The sequence below is a fragment of the Ruegeria sp. CDSC068 genome (assembly GCF_059610545.1).
In genome coordinates this window covers 377881-403295 of sequence record NZ_JBXWNV010000001.1, presented here as the reverse complement: position 1 = coordinate 403295, position 25415 = coordinate 377881, and the positions used below count along the sequence as shown (strand labels likewise).

The 25415-nt window shown below is 58.6% G+C and carries 26 protein-coding genes; 18 read left to right on the top strand and 8 right to left on the bottom strand.

Annotated features, from left to right (window positions below; genetic code table 11):
- From AC2FID_RS01905 to AC2FID_RS01875, 7 genes are all read left to right on the top strand, one after another.
- A complete protein-coding gene (locus tag AC2FID_RS01905; RefSeq protein ID WP_496766660.1) occupies positions 1 to 684 on the top strand; it encodes an adenylate kinase in 684 nt (227 codons plus the stop codon).
- A gap of 185 nt (positions 685 to 869) precedes the next feature.
- Positions 870 to 1154, top strand: a complete 285-nt coding sequence (locus AC2FID_RS01900) for a DUF4212 domain-containing protein (protein WP_108859095.1) — start codon at positions 870 to 872, stop codon at positions 1152 to 1154.
- A gap of 5 nt (positions 1155 to 1159) precedes the next feature.
- On the top strand, positions 1160 to 2944 hold the full coding sequence (locus tag AC2FID_RS01895) for a sodium:solute symporter family protein (protein ID WP_058273825.1): 1785 nt from the start codon (positions 1160 to 1162) through the stop codon (positions 2942 to 2944).
- Between the two features lie 111 nt (positions 2945 to 3055).
- Entirely contained in the window at positions 3056 to 4879 is a 1824-nt protein-coding gene (locus AC2FID_RS01890; protein WP_496835135.1) for a DUF294 nucleotidyltransferase-like domain-containing protein, read from the top strand.
- A gap of 46 nt (positions 4880 to 4925) precedes the next feature.
- On the top strand, positions 4926 to 5444 hold the full coding sequence (locus AC2FID_RS01885; protein WP_058277703.1) for a hypothetical protein: 519 nt from the start codon (positions 4926 to 4928) through the stop codon (positions 5442 to 5444).
- A gap of 1 nt (position 5445) precedes the next feature.
- Entirely contained in the window at positions 5446 to 6858 is a 1413-nt protein-coding gene (locus AC2FID_RS01880) for a 3'-5' exonuclease (protein WP_496835133.1), read from the top strand.
- An 89-nt stretch (positions 6859 to 6947) separates the two neighbouring features.
- Positions 6948 to 7448, top strand: coding sequence for a flavin reductase family protein (locus tag AC2FID_RS01875; RefSeq protein WP_058278169.1), 501 nt, complete (start codon positions 6948 to 6950; stop codon positions 7446 to 7448).
- 3 nt (positions 7449 to 7451) lie between these two features.
- Here AC2FID_RS01875 and AC2FID_RS01870 read toward each other — a convergent pair whose 3' ends face one another.
- From AC2FID_RS01870 to AC2FID_RS01860, 3 genes are read right to left on the bottom strand one after another with little or no spacing between them, the layout of a single operon-like run.
- The gene (locus AC2FID_RS01870; protein ID WP_058278168.1) at positions 7452 to 7931 is read right to left on the bottom strand and encodes a DUF6505 family protein; all 480 of its coding nucleotides are present in this window, start codon (positions 7929 to 7931) and stop codon (positions 7452 to 7454) included.
- Entirely contained in the window at positions 7931 to 8626 is a 696-nt protein-coding gene (locus AC2FID_RS01865; protein WP_108858843.1) for a biotin/lipoate--protein ligase family protein, read from the bottom strand. Before AC2FID_RS01865 ends, AC2FID_RS01870 begins: the two co-directional genes overlap by 1 nt.
- Positions 8623 to 9684: an Mrp/NBP35 family ATP-binding protein gene (locus AC2FID_RS01860; protein ID WP_496835131.1), complete on the bottom strand. Its 1062-nt coding sequence runs from the start codon at positions 9682 to 9684 to the stop codon at positions 8623 to 8625. Before AC2FID_RS01860 ends, AC2FID_RS01865 begins: the two co-directional genes overlap by 4 nt.
- A gap of 24 nt (positions 9685 to 9708) precedes the next feature.
- Here AC2FID_RS01860 and AC2FID_RS01855 point away from each other — a divergent pair, with 24 nt between their 5' ends.
- Positions 9709 to 10545 carry a c-type cytochrome gene (locus AC2FID_RS01855; RefSeq protein WP_496720042.1) on the top strand — a complete coding sequence of 279 codons (837 nt, stop codon included), beginning with the start codon at positions 9709 to 9711 and terminating at the stop codon, positions 10543 to 10545.
- Here the strand turns inward: AC2FID_RS01855 and AC2FID_RS01850 are convergent.
- Positions 10539 to 12491, bottom strand: a complete 1953-nt coding sequence (locus tag AC2FID_RS01850; protein ID WP_496835129.1) for a 4Fe-4S binding protein — start codon at positions 12489 to 12491, stop codon at positions 10539 to 10541. The genes AC2FID_RS01855 and AC2FID_RS01850 overlap by 7 nt on opposite strands.
- 263 nt (positions 12492 to 12754) lie before the next feature.
- Here AC2FID_RS01850 and AC2FID_RS01845 point away from each other — a divergent pair, with 263 nt between their 5' ends.
- The 10 genes from AC2FID_RS01845 to AC2FID_RS01800 all read left to right on the top strand — a co-directional run bounded on the left by AC2FID_RS01845 (position 12755) and on the right by AC2FID_RS01800 (position 21938).
- On the top strand, positions 12755 to 13309 hold the full coding sequence (locus AC2FID_RS01845; RefSeq protein WP_082637104.1) for a DUF3305 domain-containing protein: 555 nt from the start codon (positions 12755 to 12757) through the stop codon (positions 13307 to 13309).
- Positions 13306 to 13890 carry a DUF3306 domain-containing protein gene (locus tag AC2FID_RS01840; protein WP_496835128.1) on the top strand — a complete coding sequence of 195 codons (585 nt, stop codon included), beginning with the start codon at positions 13306 to 13308 and terminating at the stop codon, positions 13888 to 13890. Before AC2FID_RS01845 ends, AC2FID_RS01840 begins: the two co-directional genes overlap by 4 nt.
- A 4-nt stretch (positions 13891 to 13894) precedes the next feature.
- Positions 13895 to 14506, top strand: coding sequence for a TorD/DmsD family molecular chaperone (locus AC2FID_RS01835; RefSeq protein ID WP_058277696.1), 612 nt, complete (start codon positions 13895 to 13897; stop codon positions 14504 to 14506).
- A 61-nt stretch (positions 14507 to 14567) separates the two neighbouring features.
- A complete protein-coding gene (locus AC2FID_RS01830; protein WP_058273834.1) occupies positions 14568 to 14756 on the top strand; it encodes a ubiquinol-cytochrome c reductase iron-sulfur subunit N-terminal domain-containing protein in 189 nt (62 codons plus the stop codon).
- Positions 14757 to 14884: 128 nt separating this feature from the next.
- Positions 14885 to 17779: a formate dehydrogenase subunit alpha gene (locus AC2FID_RS01825; protein WP_496704357.1), complete on the top strand. Its 2895-nt coding sequence runs from the start codon at positions 14885 to 14887 to the stop codon at positions 17777 to 17779.
- 11 nt (positions 17780 to 17790) lie between these two features.
- Positions 17791 to 18384 carry a formate dehydrogenase FDH3 subunit beta gene (gene fdh3B, locus AC2FID_RS01820; RefSeq protein WP_058273836.1) on the top strand — a complete coding sequence of 198 codons (594 nt, stop codon included), beginning with the start codon at positions 17791 to 17793 and terminating at the stop codon, positions 18382 to 18384.
- 73 nt (positions 18385 to 18457) lie between these two features.
- On the top strand, positions 18458 to 19663 hold the full coding sequence (locus AC2FID_RS01815) for a formate dehydrogenase subunit gamma (protein WP_282168495.1): 1206 nt from the start codon (positions 18458 to 18460) through the stop codon (positions 19661 to 19663).
- Positions 19664 to 20926, top strand: coding sequence for a c-type cytochrome (locus AC2FID_RS01810; protein ID WP_496835125.1), 1263 nt, complete (start codon positions 19664 to 19666; stop codon positions 20924 to 20926). It begins immediately after the preceding gene.
- 13 nt (positions 20927 to 20939) lie between these two features.
- Positions 20940 to 21065 (top strand): hypothetical protein, encoded by a 126-nt coding sequence (locus tag AC2FID_RS01805; RefSeq protein WP_496695140.1) that lies wholly within the window; start codon positions 20940 to 20942, stop codon positions 21063 to 21065.
- Positions 21066 to 21938: a substrate-binding domain-containing protein gene (locus AC2FID_RS01800; protein ID WP_282168497.1), complete on the top strand. Its 873-nt coding sequence runs from the start codon at positions 21066 to 21068 to the stop codon at positions 21936 to 21938. It abuts the gene before it with no gap.
- 4 nt (positions 21939 to 21942) lie between these two features.
- Here the strand turns inward: AC2FID_RS01800 and AC2FID_RS01795 are convergent, their stop codons facing one another.
- The 4 genes from AC2FID_RS01795 to AC2FID_RS01780 form a co-directional block, all read right to left on the bottom strand.
- Positions 21943 to 22758, bottom strand: a complete 816-nt coding sequence (locus AC2FID_RS01795) for an ABC transporter substrate-binding protein (RefSeq protein ID WP_496835122.1) — start codon at positions 22756 to 22758, stop codon at positions 21943 to 21945.
- A 20-nt stretch (positions 22759 to 22778) separates the two neighbouring features.
- Positions 22779 to 23513: an ATP-binding cassette domain-containing protein gene (locus AC2FID_RS01790; RefSeq protein ID WP_496835120.1), complete on the bottom strand. Its 735-nt coding sequence runs from the start codon at positions 23511 to 23513 to the stop codon at positions 22779 to 22781.
- Entirely contained in the window at positions 23506 to 24219 is a 714-nt protein-coding gene (locus AC2FID_RS01785; protein WP_058273842.1) for an ABC transporter permease, read from the bottom strand. Before AC2FID_RS01785 ends, AC2FID_RS01790 begins: the two co-directional genes overlap by 8 nt.
- Positions 24220 to 24371: 152 nt before the next feature.
- Positions 24372 to 25361 (bottom strand): ABC transporter substrate-binding protein, encoded by a 990-nt coding sequence (locus AC2FID_RS01780; protein WP_108859098.1) that lies wholly within the window; start codon positions 25359 to 25361, stop codon positions 24372 to 24374.
- Positions 25362 to 25415 lie beyond the last annotated feature (54 nt).

The window sequence follows — 25415 nt, the reverse complement described above, 5'->3', positions numbered from 1 at the left end:
ATGGACGCTGCCACGATCACCACACCCGCTGTTCTGATCCTTCTCGGCCCTCCGGGTGCCGGGAAGGGAACACAGGCCCGTATGCTTGAAGACAAGTTCGGGCTGGTTCAACTCAGCACTGGCGACCTGCTGCGTGCGGCAGTTGCGGCCGAAACCGATGCTGGCAAAGCCGCAAAAGCCGTGATGGAGGCTGGTGATCTGGTCAGCGACGACATCGTCATTGCGATCCTTCGTGATCGCCTAGCTGAACCGGACTGCGCCAAGGGCGTCATTCTGGACGGATTTCCTCGCACCACGGTTCAGGCCGAGGCGTTGGATGGGCTACTTTCGGAAACCGGGCAGAAGATCAACGCCGCCATCAGCCTTGAAGTCGAAGATGGTGAAATGGTGATCCGTATCTCGGGCCGTTACACCTGCGCCGGATGTGGCGAAGGGTTCCATGACACGTTCAAGGTCCCTGTTGTTAAAGGCAAGTGTGACAAGTGCGGCAGCACCGAGTTCAAGCGCCGTGCCGATGACAACGCCGAAACCGTTGCCTCGCGGCTGGCGGCGTATCACGCACAAACCGCGCCTTTGATTACTTATTACCAAGACCATGGCGTTCTGAAAGGTCTGAACGCCATGGGCAATATCGACGACATCGCAGGCAATCTGGAAAGGATCGTCAGCGACGCGATGAACTAAGGAAACCGGCCCGCCCTGAACAAGGGTCGAATTCCTAAAAGGAAAGCTTCAATGGACCCGCCTTGGCGGACCAGAGAAGTCGTGCCTGATGCCAAGCTGGCATTCGGCATTTCGAAAAGCGACCCCGCGCGTTGGAGGTTTTGGACAACGGGTCGCCCATGGAAGAAGCGAAGGAGGAACCCGCAATGGCGGATCAATCAACACACTCCGCGCAGACTGCCGAGGCCGACAAGGGCTATTGGCAGGCGAACCTGCGTCTCATCTACATCAGCCTCGTGATCTGGGCGCTGGTGTCTTTTGGATTCGGCATTCTGCTGCGTCCATTGCTGTCCGGCATTGCAGTTGGCGGCACCGATCTGGGCTTTTGGTTCGCTCAGCAAGGATCAATCCTGGTCTTTCTGGTGCTGATCTTCAACTACGCCTGGCGCATGAACAAGTTGGACGCCGAATTTGGCGTGGATGAGGAGTAAGCGGAATGGACCAGTTTACCATTAACCTGCTCTTTGTCGGCGCGTCCTTTGCGCTGTACATCGGCATCGCGATTTGGGCCCGTGCGGGTTCCACATCGGAATTCTACGCCGCCGGTCGCGGCATTCATCCGGTCACCAACGGTATGGCGACAGCGGCAGACTGGATGTCTGCGGCCTCGTTCATCTCGATGGCGGGCCTGATCGCCTTTACAGGCTATGACAATTCGACCTTCCTGATGGGCTGGACCGGCGGTTACGTGCTGCTGGCACTGTTGCTTGCCCCCTATCTGCGTAAGTTCGGCAAATACACCGTCTCGGAATTCATCGGCGACCGTTTCTACAGCCAGACCGCACGTATCGTTGCTGTGATCTGTCTGATCGTTGCTTCGGTGACTTATGTTATTGGTCAGATGACCGGTGTGGGCGTGGCCTTTGGTCGTTTCCTCGAGGTATCGAACACCTCTGGTCTGCTGATCGGTGCTTGTGTCGTGTTTGCTTACGCAGTGTTCGGTGGGATGAAAGGCGTGACCTACACTCAGGTCGCTCAGTACTGCGTCCTGATCACCGCCTACACAATCCCGGCGATCTTCATCTCGCTGCAGCTGACCGGTACGCCGGTTCCGGCGCTGGGTCTGTTCAGCGACACGGCAAGCGGTGAGCCTCTGTTGACCAAGCTGGATGCGATCGTGACCGAGCTGGGCTTTAACGAATACACAGCCCACCACTCGAACACACTGAACATGGTTCTGTTCACGCTGTCGCTGATGATCGGCACCGCCGGTCTGCCGCACGTGATCATGCGCTTCTTCACCGTGCCGAAAGTGTCGGATGCCCGCTGGTCCGCTGGCTGGACGCTGGTCTTCATCGCTCTGCTGTATCTGACCGCCCCTGCTGTTGGTGCTATGGCGCGTCTGAACATCACCGACATGATGTGGCCCAATGGTGGCATCGAAGGTGGCGCTGTCTCGGTCGAGGATATCGACAATGATCCCCGCTATGACTGGATGCAGACGTGGCAGAAAACCGGCCTGTTGGACTGGGAAGACAAGAACGGCGACGGCAAGATCCAGTACTACAACGACAAGAACGCCGACATGCAGGCACTTGCGGAAGAAAAAGGCTGGGTCGGAAACGAGTTGACCAAGTTCAACCGCGACATCCTGGTTCTGGCCAACCCCGAGATTGCCAACCTGCCGGGTTGGGTGATCGGTCTGGTCGCTGCCGGTGGTCTTGCGGCTGCTCTGTCGACCGCTGCGGGTCTGTTGCTGGCGATCTCGTCGGCGGTGTCCCACGACCTTGTCAAAGGTGCGATTAACCCGCAAATCTCAGAAAAAGGAGAACTGCTGGCCGCTCGTATCGCAATGGCTGTGGCCATCGTCGTCGCTACCTATCTGGGTCTGAACCCACCGGGCTTTGCGGCGCAAACCGTGGCCCTGGCCTTTGGTCTGGCGGCTGCCTCGATCTTCCCGGCGCTGATGATGGGGATCTTCTCGACCCGTATCAACAACACCGGTGCTGTCGCAGGTATGCTGGCTGGTCTGACCGTAACCCTGGTCTACATCTTCCTGCACAAGGGCTGGCTGTTCATTCCGGGCACCAACTCGTTCACTGATGCTGACCCGCTGCTGGGTCCGATCAAGTCGACCTCGTTCGGCGCCATCGGTGCAATGATCAACTTCGGCGTCGCTTACGTCGTCGCCGGAATGACCAAAGAGACTCCGCCGGAGATCGTTGAATTGGTCGAAAGCGTCCGCATTCCCCGTGGCGCTGGCGCAGCTCAGAACAAGTGAGCATGATGCGGCATATGGTTAACTTCCATGTGCCGCGTCTTTCGACCGACTGTTCCCGCCCGGCATTCCACCGGGCGGGATTTTTCAAAACCGGAATCACAGGACTGTACGATGCCCCTGTCTCATGACGAAATCACCCGGTTCCTGAAATCCGTCCACCCCTATGATGCCTTGCCCCCAGAAACACTGGATCAGATCGCCAATCAGGTCGAGGTTTGGGAGGTCGAGGAAGACTTTGCCGTGTACGAACTTGGGCACACCCTGCCCGGCGTATTCGTGATCTATGAAGGGCACGTTGAAATCACCGATGAGAATGACGCCGTGGTATCTCATCTTGGTCTGCGCAATTCGTTTGGTGAGCGTGGGCTACTGAAAGACGGGAAAGCCGCGACCAAGGCGCGCGCGCATACGCCATCCGTTTTGCTGGTCCTGCCGCCAGATCTGGTGCGCGAGTTGATCGATGGGCATGACGTCGTTTCGAAATTCTTCAACCGGACCCGTTCGAACCGGTCCGGCCCGCAAAGCCTGGCCACCAGCGCGATTGACGTTCTTATGGCGCATAACCCTGCAACCTGCCCACCGGACACATCAGTTCAAGAAGCCGCCCGGATCATGCGTGACAAGCACATTTCATCCTTGTGCGTCACCGAAACGGATAACCTGCTGGGCATCGCCACCTTGCGCGACATCTCGGGCAAATACGTAGCCAATGGCATGCCCGCAGAGACGCCGGTGTCAGCGATCATGACAGCGAACCCAATCACCCTGTCGCCATCTGACATTGGATCGGACGTTCTGCACGTGATGATGGAACGCGGGATAGGTCATATCCCGATCAGCGAAGGCGGGCGCCTTGTTGGAATTGTGACTCAGACGGACCTGACCCATTATCAGGCGGTGAATTCGGCAGAGCTTGTCCGCCGGATCGCTCAAGCGGACTCGGCAGATCAAATGGCGATGGTAACGGCTGAAATCCCGCAGCTTCTGGTGCAACTTGTGGCTGCCGGAAACCGGCACGAGATCGTGACACGGCTGATAACGGATATTGCAGACACAGCAACCCGCCGACTGTTGGCTTTGGCCGAGGACAAGCTGGGCCCAGCACCCGTTCCCTATCTGTGGTTGGCCTGTGGGTCGCAAGGGAGGCAAGAACAAACCGGAGTATCCGATCAGGACAACTGTCTGATGCTGGACAACAGCGTGACCGATGCCGATATGAAGTACTTCGCCGAGCTTGCCAAATACGTCTCGGATGGCCTGGACACCTGCGGATATTTCTATTGCCCGGGCGACATGATGGCGACCAACCCACGATGGTGTCAGCCGGTGCGCGTCTGGCGCGACTACTTCAACGGATGGATCGCCAAACCGAACCCCGAGGCGCAGATGCTGGCCTCAGTCATGTTCGACCTGCGCCCTATCGGAGGGGCCTTTCACCTGTTCGACGATCTGCAGGCCGAGACACTGGCAGCGGCCAACGCAAACTCGATCTTTGTGGCGCACATGATCTCGAACTCGCTAAAACATACGCCTCCGTTGGGTCTGTTGCGCGGGTTTGCGACCATCCGGTCTGGTGAACATCGCAATACGCTGGACCTCAAACATAACGGAGTGGTCCCAGTCGTTGACCTTGCGCGGATCTACAGCCTTCAGGGCCAGTTGACCGAAGCCAATACTCGGGCGCGTTTGAAAGCAGCCGCATCTGGCGGTATTCTCAGCCCCTCGGGCGCGCGGGATTTGCTGGATGCGTATGATCTGATCGCAGAAACCCGCCTTGAGCATCAGGTCAGGCTTGTGAAGGGCGATCAAAAGCCGGACAATTTCCTGCCGCCCTCGGACCTGTCAGATTTTGAGCGAAGTCATCTTCGGGATGCGTTCGTTGTGGTAAAAACCATGCAATCGGCAGTAGGTCACGGCAAGGGAATGCTGGGCTAAAGCGGCAATAACTATTGGCGACTACGCCAGACATACGGAGAGTCACATGTTTCTGGAACTGATCGGCACCATATTTGCAGGCTTTGCCTTTGCCGGCATCGTAATGGTTCTAAACAAAGTGACGGGTGGCCGCCTGCCCCGCTGGATGACGCCCGTTGCCGCTGGTCTGGGTATGATCGGCATGACGATTACCAGTGAATATTCCTGGTACGACCGCACACGCGATACTCTTCCCGAAGGTATGACCGTCATTCAAGAGGTCGAAAGCCGCGCCTTCTATCGCCCCTGGACCTATGCCGTGCCCTTCGTGGACCGCTTTGCCGCCATTGATGCCGGTTCCGTGCGCACCAATGAACAGGTTCCCGAACAACGGTTGGTGGAACTGTATCTCTTTGGTCGCTGGGCCCCGGTCTCAAAACTGCCGGTCGTGGTCAACTGCAAAGAGTTCAGCCGCGCCAATCTTGCGGATGGGGCAGAATTCGCGGATGACGGGCGGCTGCTGAACGCCGACTGGATCGACGTCACCGCCAGTGACCCAATCGTCGAGGCAACCTGCGGAGTGTGACATGCTGAACCGGTTAAGCCTGCGTCTGCGCATTTTCCTGTTCTTCTGCCTGTTGGCCTTTGGCGCTCTGACCGTCAGCTCTCTGGCGCTGTGGATCAGCTATCGACGCGTTGCTGATCCTGATCTGCTTGATTCATTCATCTTTGCCGAAATCCTGATGGGTTTTGGCTTTCTGGCTTTGACTGCGGCGGTTTGGTTATTATTCGACGACAATGTCGCCAAGCCAATCGAACGGATATCCGCCCAACTTAGGGCCCGCGCACATGCCGGAGTTAGCACCGAATTGGACACACAGGCCGCGCGATATCTGGGTGATCTGGCACCAGCCGCGGCCGGACTGGCCGACCAATTGTCCGGTAAAACCATGGACGTAGCACAGGCCGTGGCCGAAGAGACGGCACATCTGGCGGCAGAAAAACACCGTCTGACGGCCTTACTGACCGAAATTCCAGTTGCGATGCTTTTGGCGAGCCCAACACACAAGATCGTTTTGTACGATGGTCAGGCGGCCGAGGTTCTGGCACAGGTTGCGCATCCCCGGCTGAATGCCTCGTTGTTTGAGTACCTGCAATCTAATCCGCTGGAGGAGGCTCATGCCAAACTGGTGAAGACCGGGCTTGAGGTCGCCTGCACGCTAACCAGCGTCGATGGTACGCAGAGTTACCGCGCGCGCATGAAGCCCCTTGGCGGCGCACCCGGATACATGCTGATCTTCGAGGACAGTGCCGCGAACATCGCACCCGAAGCCGCACGGCCTTTGGTGTATGACTTCGACTTGCTGAACACGTCGACGGACGAGACCGTCGAAAACCTAGCTCTGCAGGATTTGTGTTTCGTCGTGTTTGACACCGAAACCACCGGACTACTGCCACACAAGGACGAAATCGTTCAAATCGGAGCTGTGCGGGTTGTCAACGGGCGCATCGTGGACGGAGAGCAGCTGGACATGCTGGTTGATCCTGGCATCCCGATCCCTCCGGCCTCGACCAAGGTGCACAAGATCAGCGATCGCATGGTTCAGGGTGCGCCTGACATTGCAGAGGCCGGGCGCGCGCTGCATCAATTCGCCCGCAATGCAGTGATCGTGGCCCATAACGCGCCATTCGACATGGCCTTTTTGCGGCGACATGCAAAACGCATGGATGTCGATTGGGATCACCCCATTCTGGATACGGTTCTATTGTCTGCCGTGCTGTTCGGGGCAAGTGATAAACACACGCTGGATGCTCTGTGCGAACGGTTGGAAATCACCATCCCCGAACAACTGCGCCATACCGCCCTGGGTGATGCGGTTGCTACCGCCGAAGCGCTGGTCAGAATGCTACCGATGCTGCAGGCGCGCGGCATGACAACCTTTGGCCTAGTCGTTGAGGCAACGCGCCAACATGGCCGTCTGTTGGAAGACCTGAACTAGTTCAGAAAACACGCATACCGGACGCAGCTTTTCATGGACAAACCCCGCGCGTCGTGGCACCTGAGGCACGGCCACGGGATTAGCGCGCAATGACGGAAAAACAATTCACTCCAACCCCGGATCAAAGCACCGCTTTTCGCGAAGCGTTGGGGTGTTTCGGAACCGGTGTGACGGTGATCACCACGAACACCGATCAGGGCCCTCGAGCCATTACGGTCAACTCGTTCGCGTCGGTATCGCTGGACCCGCCACTTGTTTTGTGGTGCTTGGCCAAAGACTCTAACCGGTTCGACGATTTCAACACCAGCCGACATTATTCGATCCACGTGATGGGACAGGATCAACAGGAACAGGCCCTGCGCTTTGCTCGCGACGGCAAGGATTTTTCGCACGCGGAATGGGCCCACGACCCGGCGCGCCGGCCCCAATTATCCGGTTGTCTGGCGCGGTTCGATTGTCAGGTGCACGCCCAACACGATGCGGGGGATCACCTGATCATTGTTGGTGAGGTTCAAAAGGTCATGTACCGCACCGGCAAAGGTTTGATCTTTAAGCGCGGTCAATTTGGCGGCTTTGCGGATCTGATCTGACGGTTATTCGTCCAATGACCCATGTACGGCCAGAGCCTCTAGCTGAGTCTCTTGCGGCGTGATCACACGGAAAGCCTCACGCACTCCGGCGTCTGACAGCTCACGCGAGACGGTCAGCAGCGTGTTTGGGTTATGCTCATCACACAGCTCGGACATGTGGGCGATCTCGGCCCGTGCGACGTCCATGGCGGCCTCGACCGACGGTGCCCCGTAAAGCTGCACAAAGTGTTCAGCAAGGCTCTGCGCGATCTGATCCAGCTCGGCCTGTTCCACCTGCGTGACCGCGACGAATGTCACCCGCCCAAAGGTTTCCACGCCTAACCAGCCATTCGCAAAAGCCTGACGCGCTTTGCCTTCAAGATCGCCTTCGCCCCAATTTGAGAACTCGAATCCGCCCGAAATGCACCATTCCCCGGTTCGCGCCGGGGAGTGGAACACATTCATGTCGCTTTCGTCGAAATGGATTGCGCGCGCTAGTTTCATCATCCGTTCTCCAACAATTCCGTCAGCGGGTGAAGCTGTGTATCTGAACCTTGCCGGATCAGCATGCCGAACCGTTCATCCGTTCCCAGAAACACGCCCGCTTCACCGAAGGGCTCTCCTACTCCGCGCAGCAGGCCTATCCATTCTCCGTGCACAGGCGCGTTGCCGTCCTCTTGCCAGCGGTTCAGCCATGTCATCATGTGCCGCGACCAGCTTTCGACAAGCTGCGTTGCCGAGACATCCGCGCAGCCCTCATCGTAAAGTGCGGTGACATCCGGGTTTTCGCCCGGTGCCTGACTGGTTTGCAGCAGCGCCAAATCCCAACCGACGATCAGCCAATCCGGTTCTGCTTCTGGATCTGCATCCGAAGCTGCCGCACGGAACATTCCGCATTTGGCCCCATTCACACATATCAGCCCGTCCCACCCCAGATGAACCGCGACCTCAGGCGGAGCTAGCGCGCCCAGCGCGTTCTGGAACCCAACAGCGCAAAGCGGCACCATTGCCATCGCATCGCGCAAGACAACCTCGGGGGCAAAAACGATGGCCACACGCAGACGATCGGCCTGAATGTTATAAACCACGGTACCGCCATCACAGCCCAGCGCAGCCATGGCCTGCGCGCGCTCGAACGGGTCTTCCCCACCCTGCACCGGGTGGCCCGTCAGCAAAGGGGGAAAGACCGGCTCGTTCATGCGTTGCCCTTGGCAATCATACCGCGCGCAATTTGGCGAAACGCTTCGGCTTGCGGACTGTCGGGCTTGCTGACCACGATCGGTGCACCGCCATCAGCGGCAACCCGGATATCCAGATGCAGCGGGATTTCACCCAGCAAAGGAACGCCCAGCGCCTCGGCCTCGGACTTTACGCCGCCATGGCCGAACAAGTGTTCTTCATGCCCGCAGTTCGAACAGATATGCGTCGACATATTCTCAATCATCCCAAGGATGGGCGTCTTGAGCTGGTTGAACATGTCGATCCCCTTGCGGGCATCGATCAGAGCCACGTCCTGAGGAGTCGAGACAACAATGGCGCCGTCCACGTTGAACTTCTGGCTCAACGTCAGCTGCACGTCACCTGTGCCGGGCGGCAGGTCGACGATTAGAACATCCAGCGCGCCCCATTGCACCTGACCCATCATCTGTTGCAGCGCGCCCATCAGCATCGGGCCACGCCAGACAACGGCCTGACCTTCATTGGTCATCAGACCCATCGACATCATGGTGACGCCGTGGTTGCGCAATGGCAGGATCGTTTTGCCGTCAGGACTGGCCGGACGGCCCGAAACACCCAGCATCCGCGGTTGCGACGGTCCATAGACATCTGCGTCCAACAGCCCCACGCGTCGCCCTTCGGCCGCCAAGGCACAAGCCAGGTTGGCAGAAACCGTGGACTTGCCAACGCCGCCCTTGCCCGAAGCCACAGCGATAATTCTGTCCACACCCGGCACGGCTTGCGGACCAGTCTGCGAGGGTTTCGGTTTCGGCTTCAGATCTGGCGGTGCCTTTTCGGAATGTGCGGTCAGCATGGCCGAGACCGTGGAAACACCGTCGACCAACTTTGCGGCCTGTTCGGCTGCGGCACGGACGGGTTCCATCTGCTCGGCCTGCTTGGGGTCGATCTCAAGCACAAAGCGCACAGTGTCCCCTTCGACGTTCAGCGCGCGAACAACTCCAGCGCTGACGATGTCCTGTCCAGAGACGGGGTCGGTGATCTTTCTCAGGTTTGTAAGAACTGCGTCACGAACACTCATGCGTCATTCTCCTTTTGGAACCCGGTGGCCAGGGCTCTGCGTATCGACAAGCTGTGGTTGCCGTTCATTGCACGTGTCTCCGTCTCATTCAGTTCATTTGACGCATTTGGTGCCGTGCCGTTAGGCTGTGGCATGCGCTTTGTCCTCTTGTGCCTGAGCCTGACGCTCTCTGCCACCCCCTCTTGGTCGCAAGAGGCGATTGGTCTTGCCGCGCCGGACGAGGTTGCTAGCTCTGGTCTGCTGCAACATATCCTTCCTCGCTTTTCTCTCAAGACCGGGATCCGGGTTATTGCAGATGATGCCGGCGTTTTGGTGCTGGAAACCGCCCCTCCGGGTGATCCTGTGTTCGCGCGCGACGGTGTGATCTATCACCTTCGGATCGAAGAGGACGCCAAACATGAGCGATTCCGCGACTGGCTGCTGTCCGATATCGGAAAACGGACGGTAGAAAGCTATGCGCCAGAGCAAGGCCCGCCTTTCTCGGCCAGCTTCGATATCGCGGCCGTGAAAACCGAAACAGTGATCGACGGCGATACGCTGCGCGGCGAGGAATTGTCGATGACCCATTGCGGCCGGTGCCATGTGATCGGGCCCAAGAACCGGATGAATGGTCTGGGTTCGACCCCCTCTTTCGCGGTGCTGCGCGCCATGCCGGACTGGTCAGAACGGTTCGAGGCGTTCTTCGCCCTCAACCCGCACCCCTCCTTCACACAAATCGACGGGCTGACACCTCCGTTTGATCCACAGCGTCCATCGCCCATCTATCCCGTCGAGATGACGCTGGATGACCTGGAAGCCATCCTTGCCTTTGTCTCGGTCATAACTGCAGCGGACTTGGGTGCGCCCTTACAGCTTCAGTGATCCTTTCGTTTTGAGAAATAATCCTCGGTCGTAACGACACGAGGCTTCGGGTTAGACTGGAACGGGTTGTCCTCTTGCTGGAACTGTGCGTTTACGCGGCAATTGTCACACATCTGGATCATCCGCGCCTTGTCTGAGGAGGCAAACATCGGATGTGTACCCGCAAGCTTTTCCATGATCCGTTCCACGGTGGACTTAACTCCAAACAGTGCCCCGCATTCTACACAAGCGAACGGCTCCTCTTCATTCAACACCTGCTGAGACAGGGCTGCATCGCTCAGGTCAAGCTGCGGGACAAGAGCAATCGCATCCTCCGGGCAGATGCCTTTGCACAACCCGCATTGCAGACAAGCATCCTGCTGGAAGTTCAATTGCGGCTTGTCCGGGTTATCGATCAAAGCACCCGACGGGCACAGCGACACACAGCTGAGGCACAAGGTACAGGCATCCGTGTTGACAGCGATCGCCCCATAGGGCGCGTTTTCCGGCAAGGGCAGCGGCTCTTCAGCTTTGTGGTTCAGTGCCTGCGCAGCCAAACGGGCGATCTGGCGGCGGTTGCCCAATGGCAGCACCGGGTCGGCCAATGGCTGAGGGACATCTTGGGCATAAAGGACATCAGACAGCGCATCCGGGTCGGCCTCATCCAACAACCCCAGGGCATTCGCCCCCGCTATTGCCTGCGCCAAGGCCAGTTCACGGTCCAACGCATCGCGCTCGGTCGTTGGGGATAGCAAGACGTCCACTCGCGCGAAACCATGCGCGAAAGCAGCCAGCATCTCGGCATGGCCAAATCCTGAAATCACACTTAGCTCCAGTGGGATCACATCGGCAGGCAAACCACGTCCAAAACGGGCGGCCAGTCGGATCATCTCGGCCCCGTGGGCATTATGCACCAGCAAGCGTGGCGCGGTTCCACCGGCCCGCCGATAGGTGCGCGCCAGGATGTGCATCCGCGACAGCAACGCCGAAACCGGCGGATCTTCGTAGGTGATCGCAGTTGACGGACAAACCGCCGCGCATTCTCCACACCCGGCGCAGATCATTGGATCGATTTCAACATGCTCGCCCGCAGGTGTGATCGCCCCTGTCGGACAGATATCCAGACAGTTCGTGCAAGCAACCTGTTCAGCCCGTGAATGGGCACACAGCGTTTCTTCCATCCGTACATAAAGTGGCTTTTCGAAGGTGCCGACCAATTGGGCCGCCTCAAATGCCAGCCGTTCGACGGACAATGGATCTTTGGGATCAGCCCGCAGATAGCCTTCGCGCTTGGCCGGGGCCTGAACCAAGGGTGTGTCGCCGGCCAGGTCCAGAACGATGTCACAGCCCGATTGTGCCCTGTCACGTGCCTCTGTCCACTTAAAAGCTCCGCGACCGCCGGGCTCAAGCTGCTGAAACGCGTCAAGCTGCAGGGTAAACCCACCCAATGCACCGTTCAGCGATTTGATGCGACCGCGCACGACGTCGAACGCGCGCGACATAGGCTCAGCCTCATCCGTGACCAGTACTGAAACCGCGAGTGTGACGGCCAGTTTTTCAGCAAGTGCAAATGCGACATCGCCGGGACCGATGATCAGGCATGTGCCTTCGCTATAGACGTCTACGCTGGGCGTTACCGGCTGCGGCAACAAGGCCTCGGCGGCCAGGGCGGCCATCTTGGGGGCCGCATCCGCGCCCTCATCAGACCACCCGGCCCTGTCACGAAGATCAACAAAGCCCGGGGCGTCCACATTCAGTTCTTCGGCCAGGGCCTGAAACACCTCCTGCTCTTGTCCGCAGGCAATGATGGTGTCCCCCTGTTGTATCTCCGCGGCCGCCGCTTCCAACTCTCGCGTGCAAAGCGCTGTGAATACCTTGGAACATTCCATCTCGCAGGCCGAACCGATCTTGTCGGAATTCAGAGGTTGAGACCCGGCGCAGTCGCATAAAAGTAGTTTGGTGCCCATGATCCTCCCCCGGATACTTCTCCACCTCTTCGCATCGCAGGCTGTATCCCCGTTGCTGGAATGTAAACCCTTTGGGACAGCGGGCCATTTGGCCACGGAAACCCCTTTCTTTACAATAAACAAAGGCGTCCGTTTGCGGGGATCACTATTTTGCTACCGGCCATTACGACTAAGGTCGTACGACGCGGGCTTGGCACCTGAGCGCTTTGTGTACCATAGTGGACCTATGGGAAGGCATGGGAGAGCCTTCCGGGGAGGAGCCAGTGGCCAAGGCCGCAAGCCAGATTGAAATGCCAATCGGCGTCGTCGTGCGCAAGACACCCGGTGTAACTCGCTGGGCGAAATGGAATTGGCGCGCCATCGCCGTGCTGCCCGGTGCCGGGCCCGCGGACTGGCACGAAATGCGGCGTGAAGGCGAGGCCATTGAGTACCACGCAGCGACCCTGCCCCTGACGCTTTGGGCGGACGAAACCGAAGCCTACATGGTGAACCTTTCGGACGGCCAGCCGTCGATCTACCTTGTCCTGCGTGATGCGCTGGATGGCGAAAGGCCGATGGATGCGGTGCTGGTCACTGCGTCGCCTTTCGAAGGCCAGGACTATGCGGATACTGGTGAAGAGATCGTTGAGAAAATCCCGATGACCGATGGGTTGATCGCCTGGGTGCGCGACTTCGCTCTGGAACATCATAACGACGAAGTCTTCGTGAAACGCCGTCGGGACAAAAAACGGATCGATTTGGTCGAGGACGGCAAGGGCGATGCACGCATCCGGCAAGAGTCAGACGTGTACCGCGCCCCGCGGAGGATCGTGCAGTGACCCAAGTCCGCGATTTCTGGTCCCGCCGCAAAGAGGCAGTACAGGCCGAAGCCGAAGCCGAAGTCATCGCGATTGAAGAACAGGCCATTGCCGCCCAACACGCCGAACTGGAAGAAAAATCCGATGCGGAGATTCTAAATGAACTCAACTTGCCCGACCCTGACGAATTGCAGGCGGGCGATGACGTCTCGGGCTTTATGGCCAAGGCGGTGCCTGACCGTCTGCGCCGTCGTGCCTTGCGACGGCTGTGGCGGCTGAACCCGGTTCTGGCCAATGTCGATGGCCTTGTGGACTACGGCGAGGATTATACCGACGCCGCCTGCGTGATCGAAAATATTCAGACCGCATATCAGGTTGGCAAAGGTATGCTTGCACATGTCGAGGCGCTGGCGGCTGAGGCCGAAGACAGCGAGACGGACGAAACAATTGAACCGGATGAACCGCAGGACGAACCTGCGTCACCCGAAACCGCGACACCAGAGCCCGTTTTGATGGCCGAGGTGGACATAGCGCCGGACCTGTCTGAGGAGGCTGAGGTCACCCCTGCCCCACGCCGCATGAAATTTGAATTCGAAGGATAACCTGATGACCGCAAGTGAAGCGCAACAGATGAATGTCTCGGCAGAGGATCGCATGCGCGCGGATTTCTACAACTTTCTGGGGCTGCTTCTGTCTGCGCCGCCCGATCAGATGCTGCTGGATCAAGTATCCGGTCTGACTGGCGATGAGACCGATCTTGGACAGGCCATTCAGTCCATGGCCCGCGTCGCCAAAGTGACCAAGCCCGCCGCAGCAGAACGCGAATTCAACGCGCTGTTCATCGGGTTGGGACGTGGCGAGCTGCTGCCCTACGCCAGCTTCTACCTTACTGGATTCCTGAATGAGAAACCGCTGGCGCAGCTTCGCAACGACATGGCAATGCGTGGCATTACCCGAGCCCGGAATGTCTTTGAACCGGAAGACAACATCGCTTCATTGATGGAGATGATGGCGGGCATGATCGTTGGTCGCTTCGGCGCAGCTGCATCTTTGGAAGACCAGAGGGCATTCTGGAACAAACATATCGGCCCTTGGGCCATGCATTTTTATTCGGATTTGGAAGGCGCCGAAAACTCGGTTCTCTATGCCTCGATCGGCACAGCCGGTCGGGTCTTCATGGAGATCGAGCGCGAAGCCTTCCGAATGACGGCAGCGTGAAGCGCTGTCACTCACCAGCGCCCCAAGGGGTGCTAACTCGCAAATGGGAGAGGAGAAACCCATGAGCAAGACCAAGGAAGAAGGCGCAACGCGCCGCGACTTCCTCAAATTGGCTGGAACTGCAGCGCCCGCTGCCGTTGCCGCCGCCAGCCTGAGCGGAAAAGCCGAGGCAGCCGAGCTGCCTACGGATGAGAACCGCATTCAGGATACCGCGCACACGCGCGCATACTTGAAAAGCGCACGCTTCTAGCGCGACGACAGCGCCCGGCTCTAACCCGGACGAGGTCACACCCGACTGACGGTTGCGATTGGCCCTGACGTCGGCACCAGCAGTACCAAGCCAGCCGTGGCTCACACGGCGCGCAAGGGAGGAAACAAATGCTTAGGAAAAAGACCAACGGGGTTGCGAGACGCCCCCAGCGGACAAGTATCCTGTCCCAGGTCGGCGAGAAAACCGTCGATCGCCGCGCATTCCTGCGTGGCTCGGGCCTGACGATCGGCGGCCTTGCCGCGATCAGCGCCACGGGTGGAACCGTGACGCCAGCCAGTGCCCAGACAGCGGCCAATCAGGCCGTCGAAAATATCAAATCCATATGCACCCACTGCTCGGTCGGCTGTACCGTCGTCGCCGAAGTGCAGAACGGCGTCTGGATCGGGCAAGAGCCCGGTTGGGATAGCCCGTTCAATCTGGGCGGACATTGCGCCAAGGGGGCCGCAGTTCGCGAGCACGCCCATGGCGAGCGTCGCCTCAAGTATCCGATGAAAAAGGAAGGCGGCGAGTGGAAGCGCATCAGCTGGGAAGAGGCGATCAACGAGATCGGCGACGGCATGATGAGCATCCGCGAAGAATCCGGACCGGACAGCGTGTACTGGCTAGGCTCGGCCAAGCATAACAACGAACAGGCCTACCTGTTCCGCAAGTTCGCCGCCTATTGGGGCACGAACAACGTGGACCATCAGGCGCGTATCTGCCACTCAACCACGGTTGCGGGTGTTGCGAACACATGGGGCTACGGCGCCATGACCAATTCGTACAACGACATCCATAACTCTCGGGCCATCTTCATCATCGGCGGCAACCCGGCCGAGGCGCACCCTGTCTCGCTGTTGCATGTTCTGCGCGCGAAAGAGCAGAACAACGCGCCACTGATTGTCTGCGACCCGCGCTTTACGCGCACCGCGGCCCATGCCGATGAGTATGTCCGCTTTCGCCCCGGCACAGACGTTGCTTTGGTCTGGGGTATTCTGTGGCACATCTTCGACAACGGATGGGAAGACAAAGAGTTCATCCGCACCCGTGTCTGGGGCATGGATCAGATCCGTGAAGAGGTTGCCAAGTGGAACCCGGAAGAGGTTGAGCGCGTCACCGGCACCCCCGGTTCGCAGCTAAAGCGTGTTGCACGCACCATGGCCAACAACCGTCCCGGTACGGTGATCTGGTGTATGGGTGGCACGCAGCATACCAACGGCAACAACAACACCCGCGCTTACTGCGTACTACAGCTTGCGCTTGGCAACATGGGCACCTCGGGTGGCGGCACCAATATCTTCCGCGGCCATGACAACGTTCAGGGCGCAACGGACCTTGGTGTCCTGTCCCATACCCTGCCCGGCTACTACGGCCTGTCAAAAGGTGCATGGGGCCACTGGGCCCGTGTCTGGGGTGAGGAACCGGAATGGCTCGCTGGTCAGTTCGCCACGATCAAGGACAAGGAAGGCAAGGACAAACCGCTTCAGAACGAGCGCGGCATCCCGGTCTCCCGCTGGATCGATGGTGTTCTGGAAGACCCGGCAAACATGGATCAGGACAACAACGTCCGTGCCATGGTACTGTGGGGCCACGCGCCCAACTCGCAGACCCGGATGACGGAAATGAAGACGGCGATGGAGAAGCTGGACATGCTGGTCGTGATCGACCCGTATCCTACAGTTTCCGCCGTTTTGCATGACCGTACCGATGGTGTCTACCTGTTGCCCGCCTGTACGCAATTCGAAACCCGCGGCTCGGTCACGGCATCGAACCGCTCGCTGCAGTGGCGTGACAAGGTGGTGGAACCGCTGTTCGAAAGTCTGCCGGACGAGGTCATCATGGCCAAGTTCGCCAACAAGTTCGGCTGGGCGGACCGTCTGTTCCGAAACATCGAAATGGACGACCCGGAAACACCGAATGTTGAAAGCATCACACGTGAGTTCAACTCGGGCCTCTGGACCATCGGTTACACCGGTCAGTCACCGGAACGTCTGAAAAGTCACATGGCCAACCAGCACACGTTCGACAGAACCACTCTGCAGGCCATTGGTGGACCCAACGACGGCGAGTATTACGGTCTACCCTGGCCTTGCTGGGGAACGGCTGAGATGGGTCATACGGGGACACCAAACCTCTATGACATGTCCAAACCGGTGGCCGAAGGCGGCCTGACCTTCCGCGCCCGTTTCGGCGTGGAACGCGATGGTGACAACCTGCTGGCCGAAGGGGTCTATAGCGTTGGGTCGGAAATTCAGGATGGATACCCTGAATTCACGATGCAGATGCTGATGGACCTTGGCTGGGATGGCGATCTGACGGCCGAGGAACGCGCGGCCATCGACGCCGTCGCGGGACCAGAGACCAACTGGAAGACCGACCTTTCCGGCGGCATCCAGCGGGTCGCGATCGAGCATGGCTGTGCGCCCTTCGGGAACGCCAAGGCCCGCGCGGTTGTCTGGACCTTCCCGGATCCGATCCCAATCCATCGCGAGCCGTTGTATACTCCGCGTCGCGATCTGGTAGAGGACTATCCGACCTACGAGGACCGTCAGGCCTATCGCCTACCCACGCTCTATGCATCGATTCAAAAGAACGACTTTTCAAAGGATTATCCGATAATCCTAACGTCTGGTCGTCTGGTCGAGTATGAGGGCGGCGGCGATGAGTCACGGTCGAACCCGTGGCTGGCCGAGCTGCAGCAAGACATGTTCGTCGAGATCAATCCGCGCGATGCCAACAATCTGGGCATTCGTGACGGGGCACAGGTCTGGGTCGAAGGTCCCGAGGGCGGCAAGGTCAAGGTGATGGCGATGCTGACCAACAGGGTCGGTGCCGGCGTGGCCTTCATGCCGTTCCACTTTGGCGGCCATTTTCAGGGCGAAGACCAGCGGAATAAATACCCTGCTGGTGCCGACCCCTATGTCTTGGGTGAAAGTTCCAACACCGCCCAGACCTATGGCTATGATTCAGTGACCCAGATGCAGGAGACCAAATGTACTCTCTGCAAGATCTCGGCAGCGTAAGGAGAACGATAATGGCTAGAGCAAAGTTTCTCTGCGACGCTGAACGCTGCATCGAGTGCAACGCCTGCGTAACCGCGTGTAAGAACGAGCACGAAGTGCCTTGGGGCATCAACCGCCGCAGGGTGGTGACGATCAATGACGGCAACCCGGGCGAACGCTCGATCTCGGTGGCCTGTATGCATTGCTCAGACGCGCCTTGCATGGCGGTGTGCCCGGTCGACTGCTTCTATCAGAACGAAGAAGGCGTCGTCCTACACTCCAAGGACCTGTGCATTGGCTGCGGCTATTGCTTTTATGCGTGCCCCTTCGGTGCGCCGCAATACCCGCAGGCGGGCAACTTCGGATCACGTGGCAAGATGGACAAATGTACCTTCTGCGCCGGTGGTCCCGAAGAAAACAACTCGACCGCAGAGTTCGCAAAATATGGTCGCAACCGGATCGCTGAGGGCAAACTGCCCATCTGCGCCGAGATGTGTTCCACCAAGGCCCTGCTCGCCGGTGACGGCGATGTGGTCTCGGCCATCTACCGTGAACGCGTCGTGGCGCGCGGATTTGGATCGGGCGCATGGGGTTGGGGCACCGCCTACGACCAGAAGGACGGGTAAACCCGCCTTCATGAACCAAACAGACGACCCGCATCCGTGGGTCGTCTGAACAGGGATTTTGACCGAGGTTCAGATGTTCCGCTTACTCGCCATATTGCTGCTGACATTTTCGATGGCCCAAACCGCCATCGCCCAATCAAGTGAAACCGAAGCCGCCGCACCAGCCGACAGGACGGCGACTGGTGGTGCGACTACGCTTGAGGATATCATGGCGCGCCAGCGCGGCGAAAAGGTGGATGACAGCTATCGCTCGGATAATACCGGCCAAAGTAACGCCGAAGGCCTGCTTGGCCAGTTGGGCACGCGCGGAATTGCCTCGGACAGCGATGTCTATCGCGCACTTCGCTACGGCTCGGCGGATGTGACCGTCTCATCTCATGGACCGGCCGCAACGGTACTGATCCAGGACGGCGGCATGTGGTGGCTGAATTTTCGCACCGGTCCTTTGCGTGAATACGGATCTTACATCATCGGCGGTATGCTTGTTCTGTTGCTGCTGTTTTTCCTGATCCGCGGAAAGATCAGGATTGATGGTGAAAAGACCGGGCGGAAGATTCTGCGTTTCAACGGGATTGAGCGATTTGGGCATTGGTTGTTTGCCGGGTCCTTCCTGATACTAGGCGTCACCGGCCTGTTAACTTTGTACGGTCGTGATTTCCTGATCCCCGTTTTCGGCAAAGAGGGGTTCGCGACGATCGCTCAGGGTTGCAAATGGTTGCACAACAACCTGGCTTGGGCCTTTATGCTTGGGCTGATTATCGTGACCGTGAACTGGATTTCTCACAACATCCCGAACCGCACCGACCTGAAATGGCTGGCTGCCGGTGGCGGATTGTTCACCAAAGGCAGCCATCCCCCCGCCAAGAAATTCAACGCCGGGCAAAAGATCATATTCTGGCTTTGCATTCTGCTGGGCGTCTCAATCAGCCTGTCCGGTCTGTCGTTGCTGTTCCCATTCGAAATGCCACTGTTTGCCAAGACTTTCTCGATCGCGAATTCGACCGGTATTCCGCAGATGCTGGGCTTGAACCTGCCCGTGCAGATGTCCCCGCAGGAAGAGATGCAATACGCCCAGATCTGGCATGTCATGGTCGCCTATGCGTTCATCGCGATCATCCTGGCCCACATCTATCTGGGCTCGGTCGGCATGGAAGGTGCCTTTGACGCCATGGGAACCGGAGAGGTTGAAGAGCAATGGGCGCGCGAGCATCACTCGCTGTGGCTGGAAGAGGTGCAGGCAAAAGAGGCCAGCGAAGGGGCGGCCTCGCCCGCCGAATAAATGCGCAAGCTGGTTCTGGCTCTGGCTCTGATGCCCCTACCCGCAATGGCCGAGTTCTTTACGCTCAAGGGCCATGGCGGACCCATCATGGGGATCGCCACAGCGCCAGACGGTCGGATCGCAACAGCAAGTTTTGACAACTCGGTCGGTGTTTGGACGGATCAATCCCCAAAATGGTTGGAAGGCCACGAAGCGGCTGTCAATTCAGTTGTTTTCAACGGCACCGCGATCTATTCGGCAGGAGATGACTTTACATTGCGCCGGTGGCCCGAAGGTCAGGTTGTGGGTCAGCACAAAGGCAAGATCGTGGGCGTGGCCGCATCCAAAACCCACGTGGCAACGGCCAGTTGGGACGGAACTATCGGCCTATGGCCAGTTGACGGTTCGGCGCCGTCGATCCTCGGCCCTACTGGCAGTGGTATAAACGCCGTCGAATTCTCTGCAGACGGATCGGAACTGTATTCCGCAGGTATCGATGGTTCACTGCGCATATGGGACGTTGCCAGCGGACAGGAAACGAACCGGTTCGTGGAACACGGATTTGGCATCAATGAGCTGGCACTGAACGAACAGGACAACTGGATTGCTTACGGCGCGGTTGATGGCGTCACCCGCATCCTCGACCTGACAACCGGCGACGAGCGTGATTTCACTTTGGAACGTCGACCGATCCTTGCATTGGCGCTTAGCCCGGATCGCAGCATGCTGGCCGTCGGAGATGGTGAAGGCTATATCATGGTGATCGACACGCTCGAATGGCGCATCGCGCAGGATTTCAGGGCCACCTTACGCGGCCCGGTCTGGGCGCTGGCCTTTTCGCCTGATGGGCAGAACCTACACGCGGGCGGCATTGACGAAGCCATGTATAGCTGGCCAGTCGCCTCGCTTGGGGATCAGGAACAGATGGCCGCGACAGAACCCAGCTTTCTCAGAAACCCTGAGGAAATGGAGAACGGAGAACGCCAGTTTGCCCGCAAATGCTCGATCTGCCACAGCCTTACACCGGATGATCAACGCCGCGCGGGTCCGTCGCTGCATGGTGTGTTCGGGCGTAAGGCCGGTACGCTTGCGGGATATTTTTATTCGGACACGCTGCAAGACTCTGATATCATTTGGAATGAAGAAACGATAAACGCTCTGTTTGACGAAGGGCCGGACCACTACATTCCGGGGTCGAAGATGCCGATGCAGCGGATCACCGAACCCAGGGACAGGGACGACCTTATCGCCTTTCTACGCCGCGCCACGGCACCGGAAAACTGAGCTGGAGGAGACTATGAAAGCCTTTCTTGCCGCTGTCGCTGCCATGGTGGTGATCACAGTCGCTGCGCCCTTTGCACTGCAACAGATCGGTTTCAGTGCTGCGGATTCCGGCACCAGCTCGGCTGTGCGTCTCGACTGAATGTCCGAATATCTGACCACCAAGGAACTGGCCGATCTGCTGCGCATTGGCGAGCGGAAGGCCTATGATCTAGCCTCATCGGGTGAGGTGCCTTGCGTGCGTGCCATGGGCAAACTGCTGTTCCCGCGGGCCGAGGTGATCGCCTGGCTCAACGCATCACGATCCGGCCCGGAAGTGGCCGAACCGCCCCTGCCCCCGATTGTCGCTGGCAGTCACGATCCGCTGCTGGACTGGGCGCTGCGCGAAAGTGGTTCGGGGTTGGCGACCTATTATGATGGCTCATTCGATGGGCTGACCCGCCTGAAAGACCGCAACGCGCAGGCGGCAGCGCTGCACATTCATGAGGATGGCGGGTTCAACACCCAGACCCTGAAAGACGCTTTGGGTGAGGCTCCAGTCGTTCTGTTCGAAGTCGCGCAGCGCCAGCGTGGTTTGCTGCTGGCACCGGGCGCATCGGAAATTCAGGGTTTTGCGCAGCTAAAAGGCCGACGTGTCATCCTGCGTCAGGACAGCGCGGCCAGCCAACGGTTGTTCGACGCACAGCTTGAGGCCCACGAAATAACCCGCAACGATCTGGAAACCCTGCCCACCTGCGCCCGCACAGAAGAAGAGTTGGCCATTGCCCTGCATGACAACAAGGCCGAGGTCGGGTTCGGACTAGGCGCATTGGCTGGGCTGTACGATCTGGGGTTTGTTCCCACGCATACCGAACGCCTGGACCTGGCGATTTGGCGTCGAGCCTATTTCGATGACCCGATGCTGAAATTGCTCAGCTTTGTGCAGTCCGACCGGTTCCTGACCCGCGCCGATGAGTTTGGTGGGTATGACCTGTCCGGTCTGGGAACGATCCACCACAATGGCGCCAGCGGGTGATCCCCTATTTCGCGTTCGGAAAGAACAGCTGCTGACCATTCAACTCAAAGGCCTCGATGGCTGCCTGCCCGTCCGGGCCGATCAGCCAATCAACAAACCGCTGCCCTGCCGCCGCCCTTACACCCGCATGTTTTTCGGGGTTCACCAGAATAACGCCGTATTGGTTGAACAAGCGCGAATCACCTTCGACCAACACTTCAAGGTTTCCACGGTTGCCGAAGGATTCCCACGTCGCACGATCCGTCAGGGTATAGGCATCCATGCCACTGGCCACGTTCAACGTCGCGCCCATGCCTGAACCGGTTTCCCGGTACCACGTACCCGATTCCGCAGCCGGATCTACTTCGGCGTCGTTCCAGTGGCGCATTTCGGCCTTATGCGTTCCGCTGTCGTCCCCGCGTGATGCAAAGGGAACTTCGGCCTCAGATACCGCGGTCAAAGCGGCCACGATATCCGATCCGCCCTTCACCTTGGCCGGGTCTGATTTCGGACCGACAAGAACGAAGTCATTATACATCACGTCAAATCGTTCAACGCCCCAGCCGTCTTCGACAAACTGCTCTTCGTCCGCCTTTGCATGGACCAACAGAACGTCACCATCCCCATTGATTGCGTTACGGATCGCCTGCCCGGTGCCCACAGCAACAACGCGCACGTCGATCCCGGTTTCCGCCTCGAACCAAGGAAGGATGTAATCCAACAGTCCCGAATTTTGGGTCGAGGTCGTTGACTGCACCACGATAAATGGTTCTTCGGCTAAGGCCGGACCTGTAAACAAGCCAAGTGAAACCAATGCTGCCCGAATGAAATTCCGGATCATTCTAAACTCCAGATTTTTTGTTATGTCACCAATCCGCCTGCAAGATACCTGCGCGAGGCATCACTTTTGGGATCGTCCAATACCTGACGCGCATCGCCATGTTCAACCACATGACCGCCCTGCATCATGACGACATCCGATGCCAGCCGGCGCGCCTGACCGATGTCATGGGTCACCATGACAATGCGCACCCCCCCTTCTGATGCGCGCAGGATCATCCGCTCAATCACCTGAGTGGCGCCGGGGTCCAGCGCGCTGGTCGGTTCGTCCAGAAACAAGGTATCCGGGTCCAGCGCCAGCGCGCGCAGGATGGCCAGCCGCTGCGCCTCACCTCCCGACAGCGATCTGGCCGCTTGCCGTGCTTTGCCTTCGAGCCCGCCTTGGGTCAGCAAATCAGCAATACGCGTCTTGCGAGCAACGCGCTGCAGGCCCTGCCGTTTGAGGACAAAATCCAGATTGGCTGCGACGGACCGGCGCAGCAAGACGGGTTGCTGAAACACCATCGCCTGCCGGGCCTTGTGATCAGCATTCAAAGGAACTCCATCTTGCTCCACGTACCCTTTGTCCGGCGCAATCAGCCCATGCAGGCACCGCAGCAACAGGCTTTTGCCCGCGCCGTTCGGTCCAAGGATCAAGGACGGCCCCGGCCCGTTCAATGTCAGGTGCGGAACGTCCAGCAATGCGGTGCCATTACGCGCAATCTGCAATCCGTTAACGGTGATACGCCGCGCCATTTCCGAGACCAGATCACGCATGGCGCAACCCTTCTCTCTCAGCCCGCAGGCTAAGCGTGCTGACCATGGCGTTCACCGCTATGGCAATACCGATCAGGATCGCGCCGAGCGCCAGGGCCAGCGCAAGATTTCCCTTGGACGTTTCCAGCGCGATGGTCGTCGTCATCACCCGCGTCACGTGATTGATGTTTCCGCCAACGATTATGACCGCCCCAACCTCGGCAATGGCCCGGCCAAATCCGGCCAGCAAGGCCGTGACCAGCGCCAAACGCGCATCCCACAGAAGTACTGGCACAGACGCCAGCCGCGACACGCCCAAGGATCGGAGCTGTTCCGAGTATTCCTCGGCCAGCATCTCGACCACCTGCCGCGTCAACGCAGCGACGATGGGCGTCACCAAAACAACCTGCGCGATGATCATCGCGGTCGGTGTGTAGAGCAGTTCAAGCACACCTAAAGGCCCGGATCGTGACAACATCAGATAAACCAGCAAACCTACGACCACCGGCGGGAACCCCATCAGCGCGTTCATAAGAATGATCAAAACCCGCCGCCCCGGAAAGCGTGCAACAGCCAGCGCAGCGCCAACAGGCATGCCAATAAGTGCAGAAATCAGGACGGCAAAAATGGAAACTTTCAGGGAAAGCAACACAATCGCCCAAAGCTCTGGATCCCCATTCAGGATCAGAGTGAACGCCGTATTGAATTCTGCTGCAAATCTCTGCATTTTTTTCGGACTATCGCCAATTTCGTATGAAATGCGCTGTTATTCATAGAATTCTACGCCATTTCGATCTCAAGTACAGACACATTTCCGACATAAGAAACAGGAAACGCGGCCCGTTTGGGACCGCGCCTTTTCAGTCAGTGCGAAGCGGATCAGTTCAGAGCCGCATCCGTGATCTGGTGCGTCCAAGCGCCGTCTGGCTGCTTGGTGATCACAGGATCGGAACCGCCCGCCAACAGGGTGGCAACGGTACGCTCAAAATCGGCAGGGTCCAGCGAACCGTTCGAACCTGAGGTCAGCTTCGCGATCTCGCCCATCATGCGTTTCTGATGCTCTTCGGTCTGGGCACCGGTCTCATCGTTTTCCAGCACGATATCGGCTGCCTCATCCGGGTGTTCTTCGGCGTATTTCCAACCCTTCATCGAGGCGCGAACGAAGCGTTCCATCTTGTCGACAAACGCTGCGTCCCCAAGGTTCTCTTCCAGAACATACAGGCCGTCCTCCAATGTCGCGACACCCTGATCTTCGTACTTGAAGGTCACCAGCTCATCCGGGTTGACGCCGGAATCGATGACCTGCCAATATTCGTTATAGGTCATGGTGCTGATGCAATCGGCCTGACGCTGCAGCAGCGGGTCGACGTTGAAGCCTTGCTTCAGAACTTCCACACCGCTTTCGCTTTTGCCACCCGTGTCGATACCCAGTTGGCTCATCCAGCTCATGAATGGGAATTCGTTGCCAAAAAACCAAACGCCCAGCGTGCGGTTCTTAAGGTCTTCGGGTGCCTCGATCCCGGCATCTTTCCAGCAGGTCAGCATCATACCCGAGCTTTTGAACGGCTGCGCGATATTGACCAAAGGCAAACCCTTTTCGCGTGCGGCCAGCGCGGCGGGCATCCATTCGACGGTCACGTCAGCGCCGCCACCTGCGATCACCTGCGTCGGTGCAATGTCTGGTCCGCCGGGCAGAATAGTGACGTCCAGTCCCTCTTCCTCGTAGAACCCCTTGTCCTTGGCAACATAGTAGCCCGCGAACTGAGCCTGCGTGACCCACTTCAGTTGCAATGTCACCTCATCCGCAGCGAAAGCCGAACTGGCGGCCAGACTAAAGGCGGCTATCGCCCCGCTGAGTAGCTTATTCATCTTCATATCTCCTAGTTGCTGTTGGTGCCCCTTTTGGGGTCTGTTGAATCATTG

What these genes read in the sequence shown, in the direction of transcription:
- AC2FID_RS01825 (WP_496704357.1), top strand. Translation starts at nt 14,885, where the DNA reads ATGCTTAGGAAAAAGACCAACGGGGTTGCGAGACGCCCCCAGCGGACA.
- AC2FID_RS01890 (WP_496835135.1), top strand. Translation starts at nt 3,056, where the DNA reads ATGCCCCTGTCTCATGACGAAATCACCCGGTTCCTGAAATCCGTCCAC.
- fdh3B (WP_058273836.1), top strand. Translation starts at nt 17,791, where the DNA reads ATGGCTAGAGCAAAGTTTCTCTGCGACGCTGAACGCTGCATCGAGTGC.
- AC2FID_RS01830 (WP_058273834.1), top strand. Translation starts at nt 14,568, where the DNA reads ATGAGCAAGACCAAGGAAGAAGGCGCAACGCGCCGCGACTTCCTCAAA.
- AC2FID_RS01835 (WP_058277696.1), top strand. Translation starts at nt 13,895, where the DNA reads ATGACCGCAAGTGAAGCGCAACAGATGAATGTCTCGGCAGAGGATCGC.
- AC2FID_RS01815 (WP_282168495.1), top strand. Translation starts at nt 18,458, where the DNA reads ATGTTCCGCTTACTCGCCATATTGCTGCTGACATTTTCGATGGCCCAA.
- AC2FID_RS01865 (WP_108858843.1), bottom strand. Translation starts at nt 8,626, where the DNA reads ATGAACGAGCCGGTCTTTCCCCCTTTGCTGACGGGCCACCCGGTGCAG.
- AC2FID_RS01810 (WP_496835125.1), top strand. Translation starts at nt 19,664, where the DNA reads ATGCGCAAGCTGGTTCTGGCTCTGGCTCTGATGCCCCTACCCGCAATG.
- AC2FID_RS01870 (WP_058278168.1), bottom strand. Translation starts at nt 7,931, where the DNA reads ATGAAACTAGCGCGCGCAATCCATTTCGACGAAAGCGACATGAATGTG.
- AC2FID_RS01800 (WP_282168497.1), top strand. Translation starts at nt 21,066, where the DNA reads ATGTCCGAATATCTGACCACCAAGGAACTGGCCGATCTGCTGCGCATT.
- AC2FID_RS01795 (WP_496835122.1), bottom strand. Translation starts at nt 22,758, where the DNA reads ATGATCCGGAATTTCATTCGGGCAGCATTGGTTTCACTTGGCTTGTTT.
- AC2FID_RS01805 (WP_496695140.1), top strand. Translation starts at nt 20,940, where the DNA reads ATGAAAGCCTTTCTTGCCGCTGTCGCTGCCATGGTGGTGATCACAGTC.
- AC2FID_RS01785 (WP_058273842.1), bottom strand. Translation starts at nt 24,219, where the DNA reads ATGCAGAGATTTGCAGCAGAATTCAATACGGCGTTCACTCTGATCCTG.
- AC2FID_RS01900 (WP_108859095.1), top strand. Translation starts at nt 870, where the DNA reads ATGGCGGATCAATCAACACACTCCGCGCAGACTGCCGAGGCCGACAAG.
- AC2FID_RS01875 (WP_058278169.1), top strand. Translation starts at nt 6,948, where the DNA reads ATGACGGAAAAACAATTCACTCCAACCCCGGATCAAAGCACCGCTTTT.
- AC2FID_RS01790 (WP_496835120.1), bottom strand. Translation starts at nt 23,513, where the DNA reads ATGCGTGATCTGGTCTCGGAAATGGCGCGGCGTATCACCGTTAACGGA.
- AC2FID_RS01885 (WP_058277703.1), top strand. Translation starts at nt 4,926, where the DNA reads ATGTTTCTGGAACTGATCGGCACCATATTTGCAGGCTTTGCCTTTGCC.
- AC2FID_RS01860 (WP_496835131.1), bottom strand. Translation starts at nt 9,684, where the DNA reads ATGAGTGTTCGTGACGCAGTTCTTACAAACCTGAGAAAGATCACCGAC.
- AC2FID_RS01780 (WP_108859098.1), bottom strand. Translation starts at nt 25,361, where the DNA reads ATGAATAAGCTACTCAGCGGGGCGATAGCCGCCTTTAGTCTGGCCGCC.
- AC2FID_RS01905 (WP_496766660.1), top strand. Translation starts at nt 1, where the DNA reads ATGGACGCTGCCACGATCACCACACCCGCTGTTCTGATCCTTCTCGGC.
- AC2FID_RS01880 (WP_496835133.1), top strand. Translation starts at nt 5,446, where the DNA reads ATGCTGAACCGGTTAAGCCTGCGTCTGCGCATTTTCCTGTTCTTCTGC.
- AC2FID_RS01895 (WP_058273825.1), top strand. Translation starts at nt 1,160, where the DNA reads ATGGACCAGTTTACCATTAACCTGCTCTTTGTCGGCGCGTCCTTTGCG.
- AC2FID_RS01850 (WP_496835129.1), bottom strand. Translation starts at nt 12,491, where the DNA reads ATGGGCACCAAACTACTTTTATGCGACTGCGCCGGGTCTCAACCTCTG.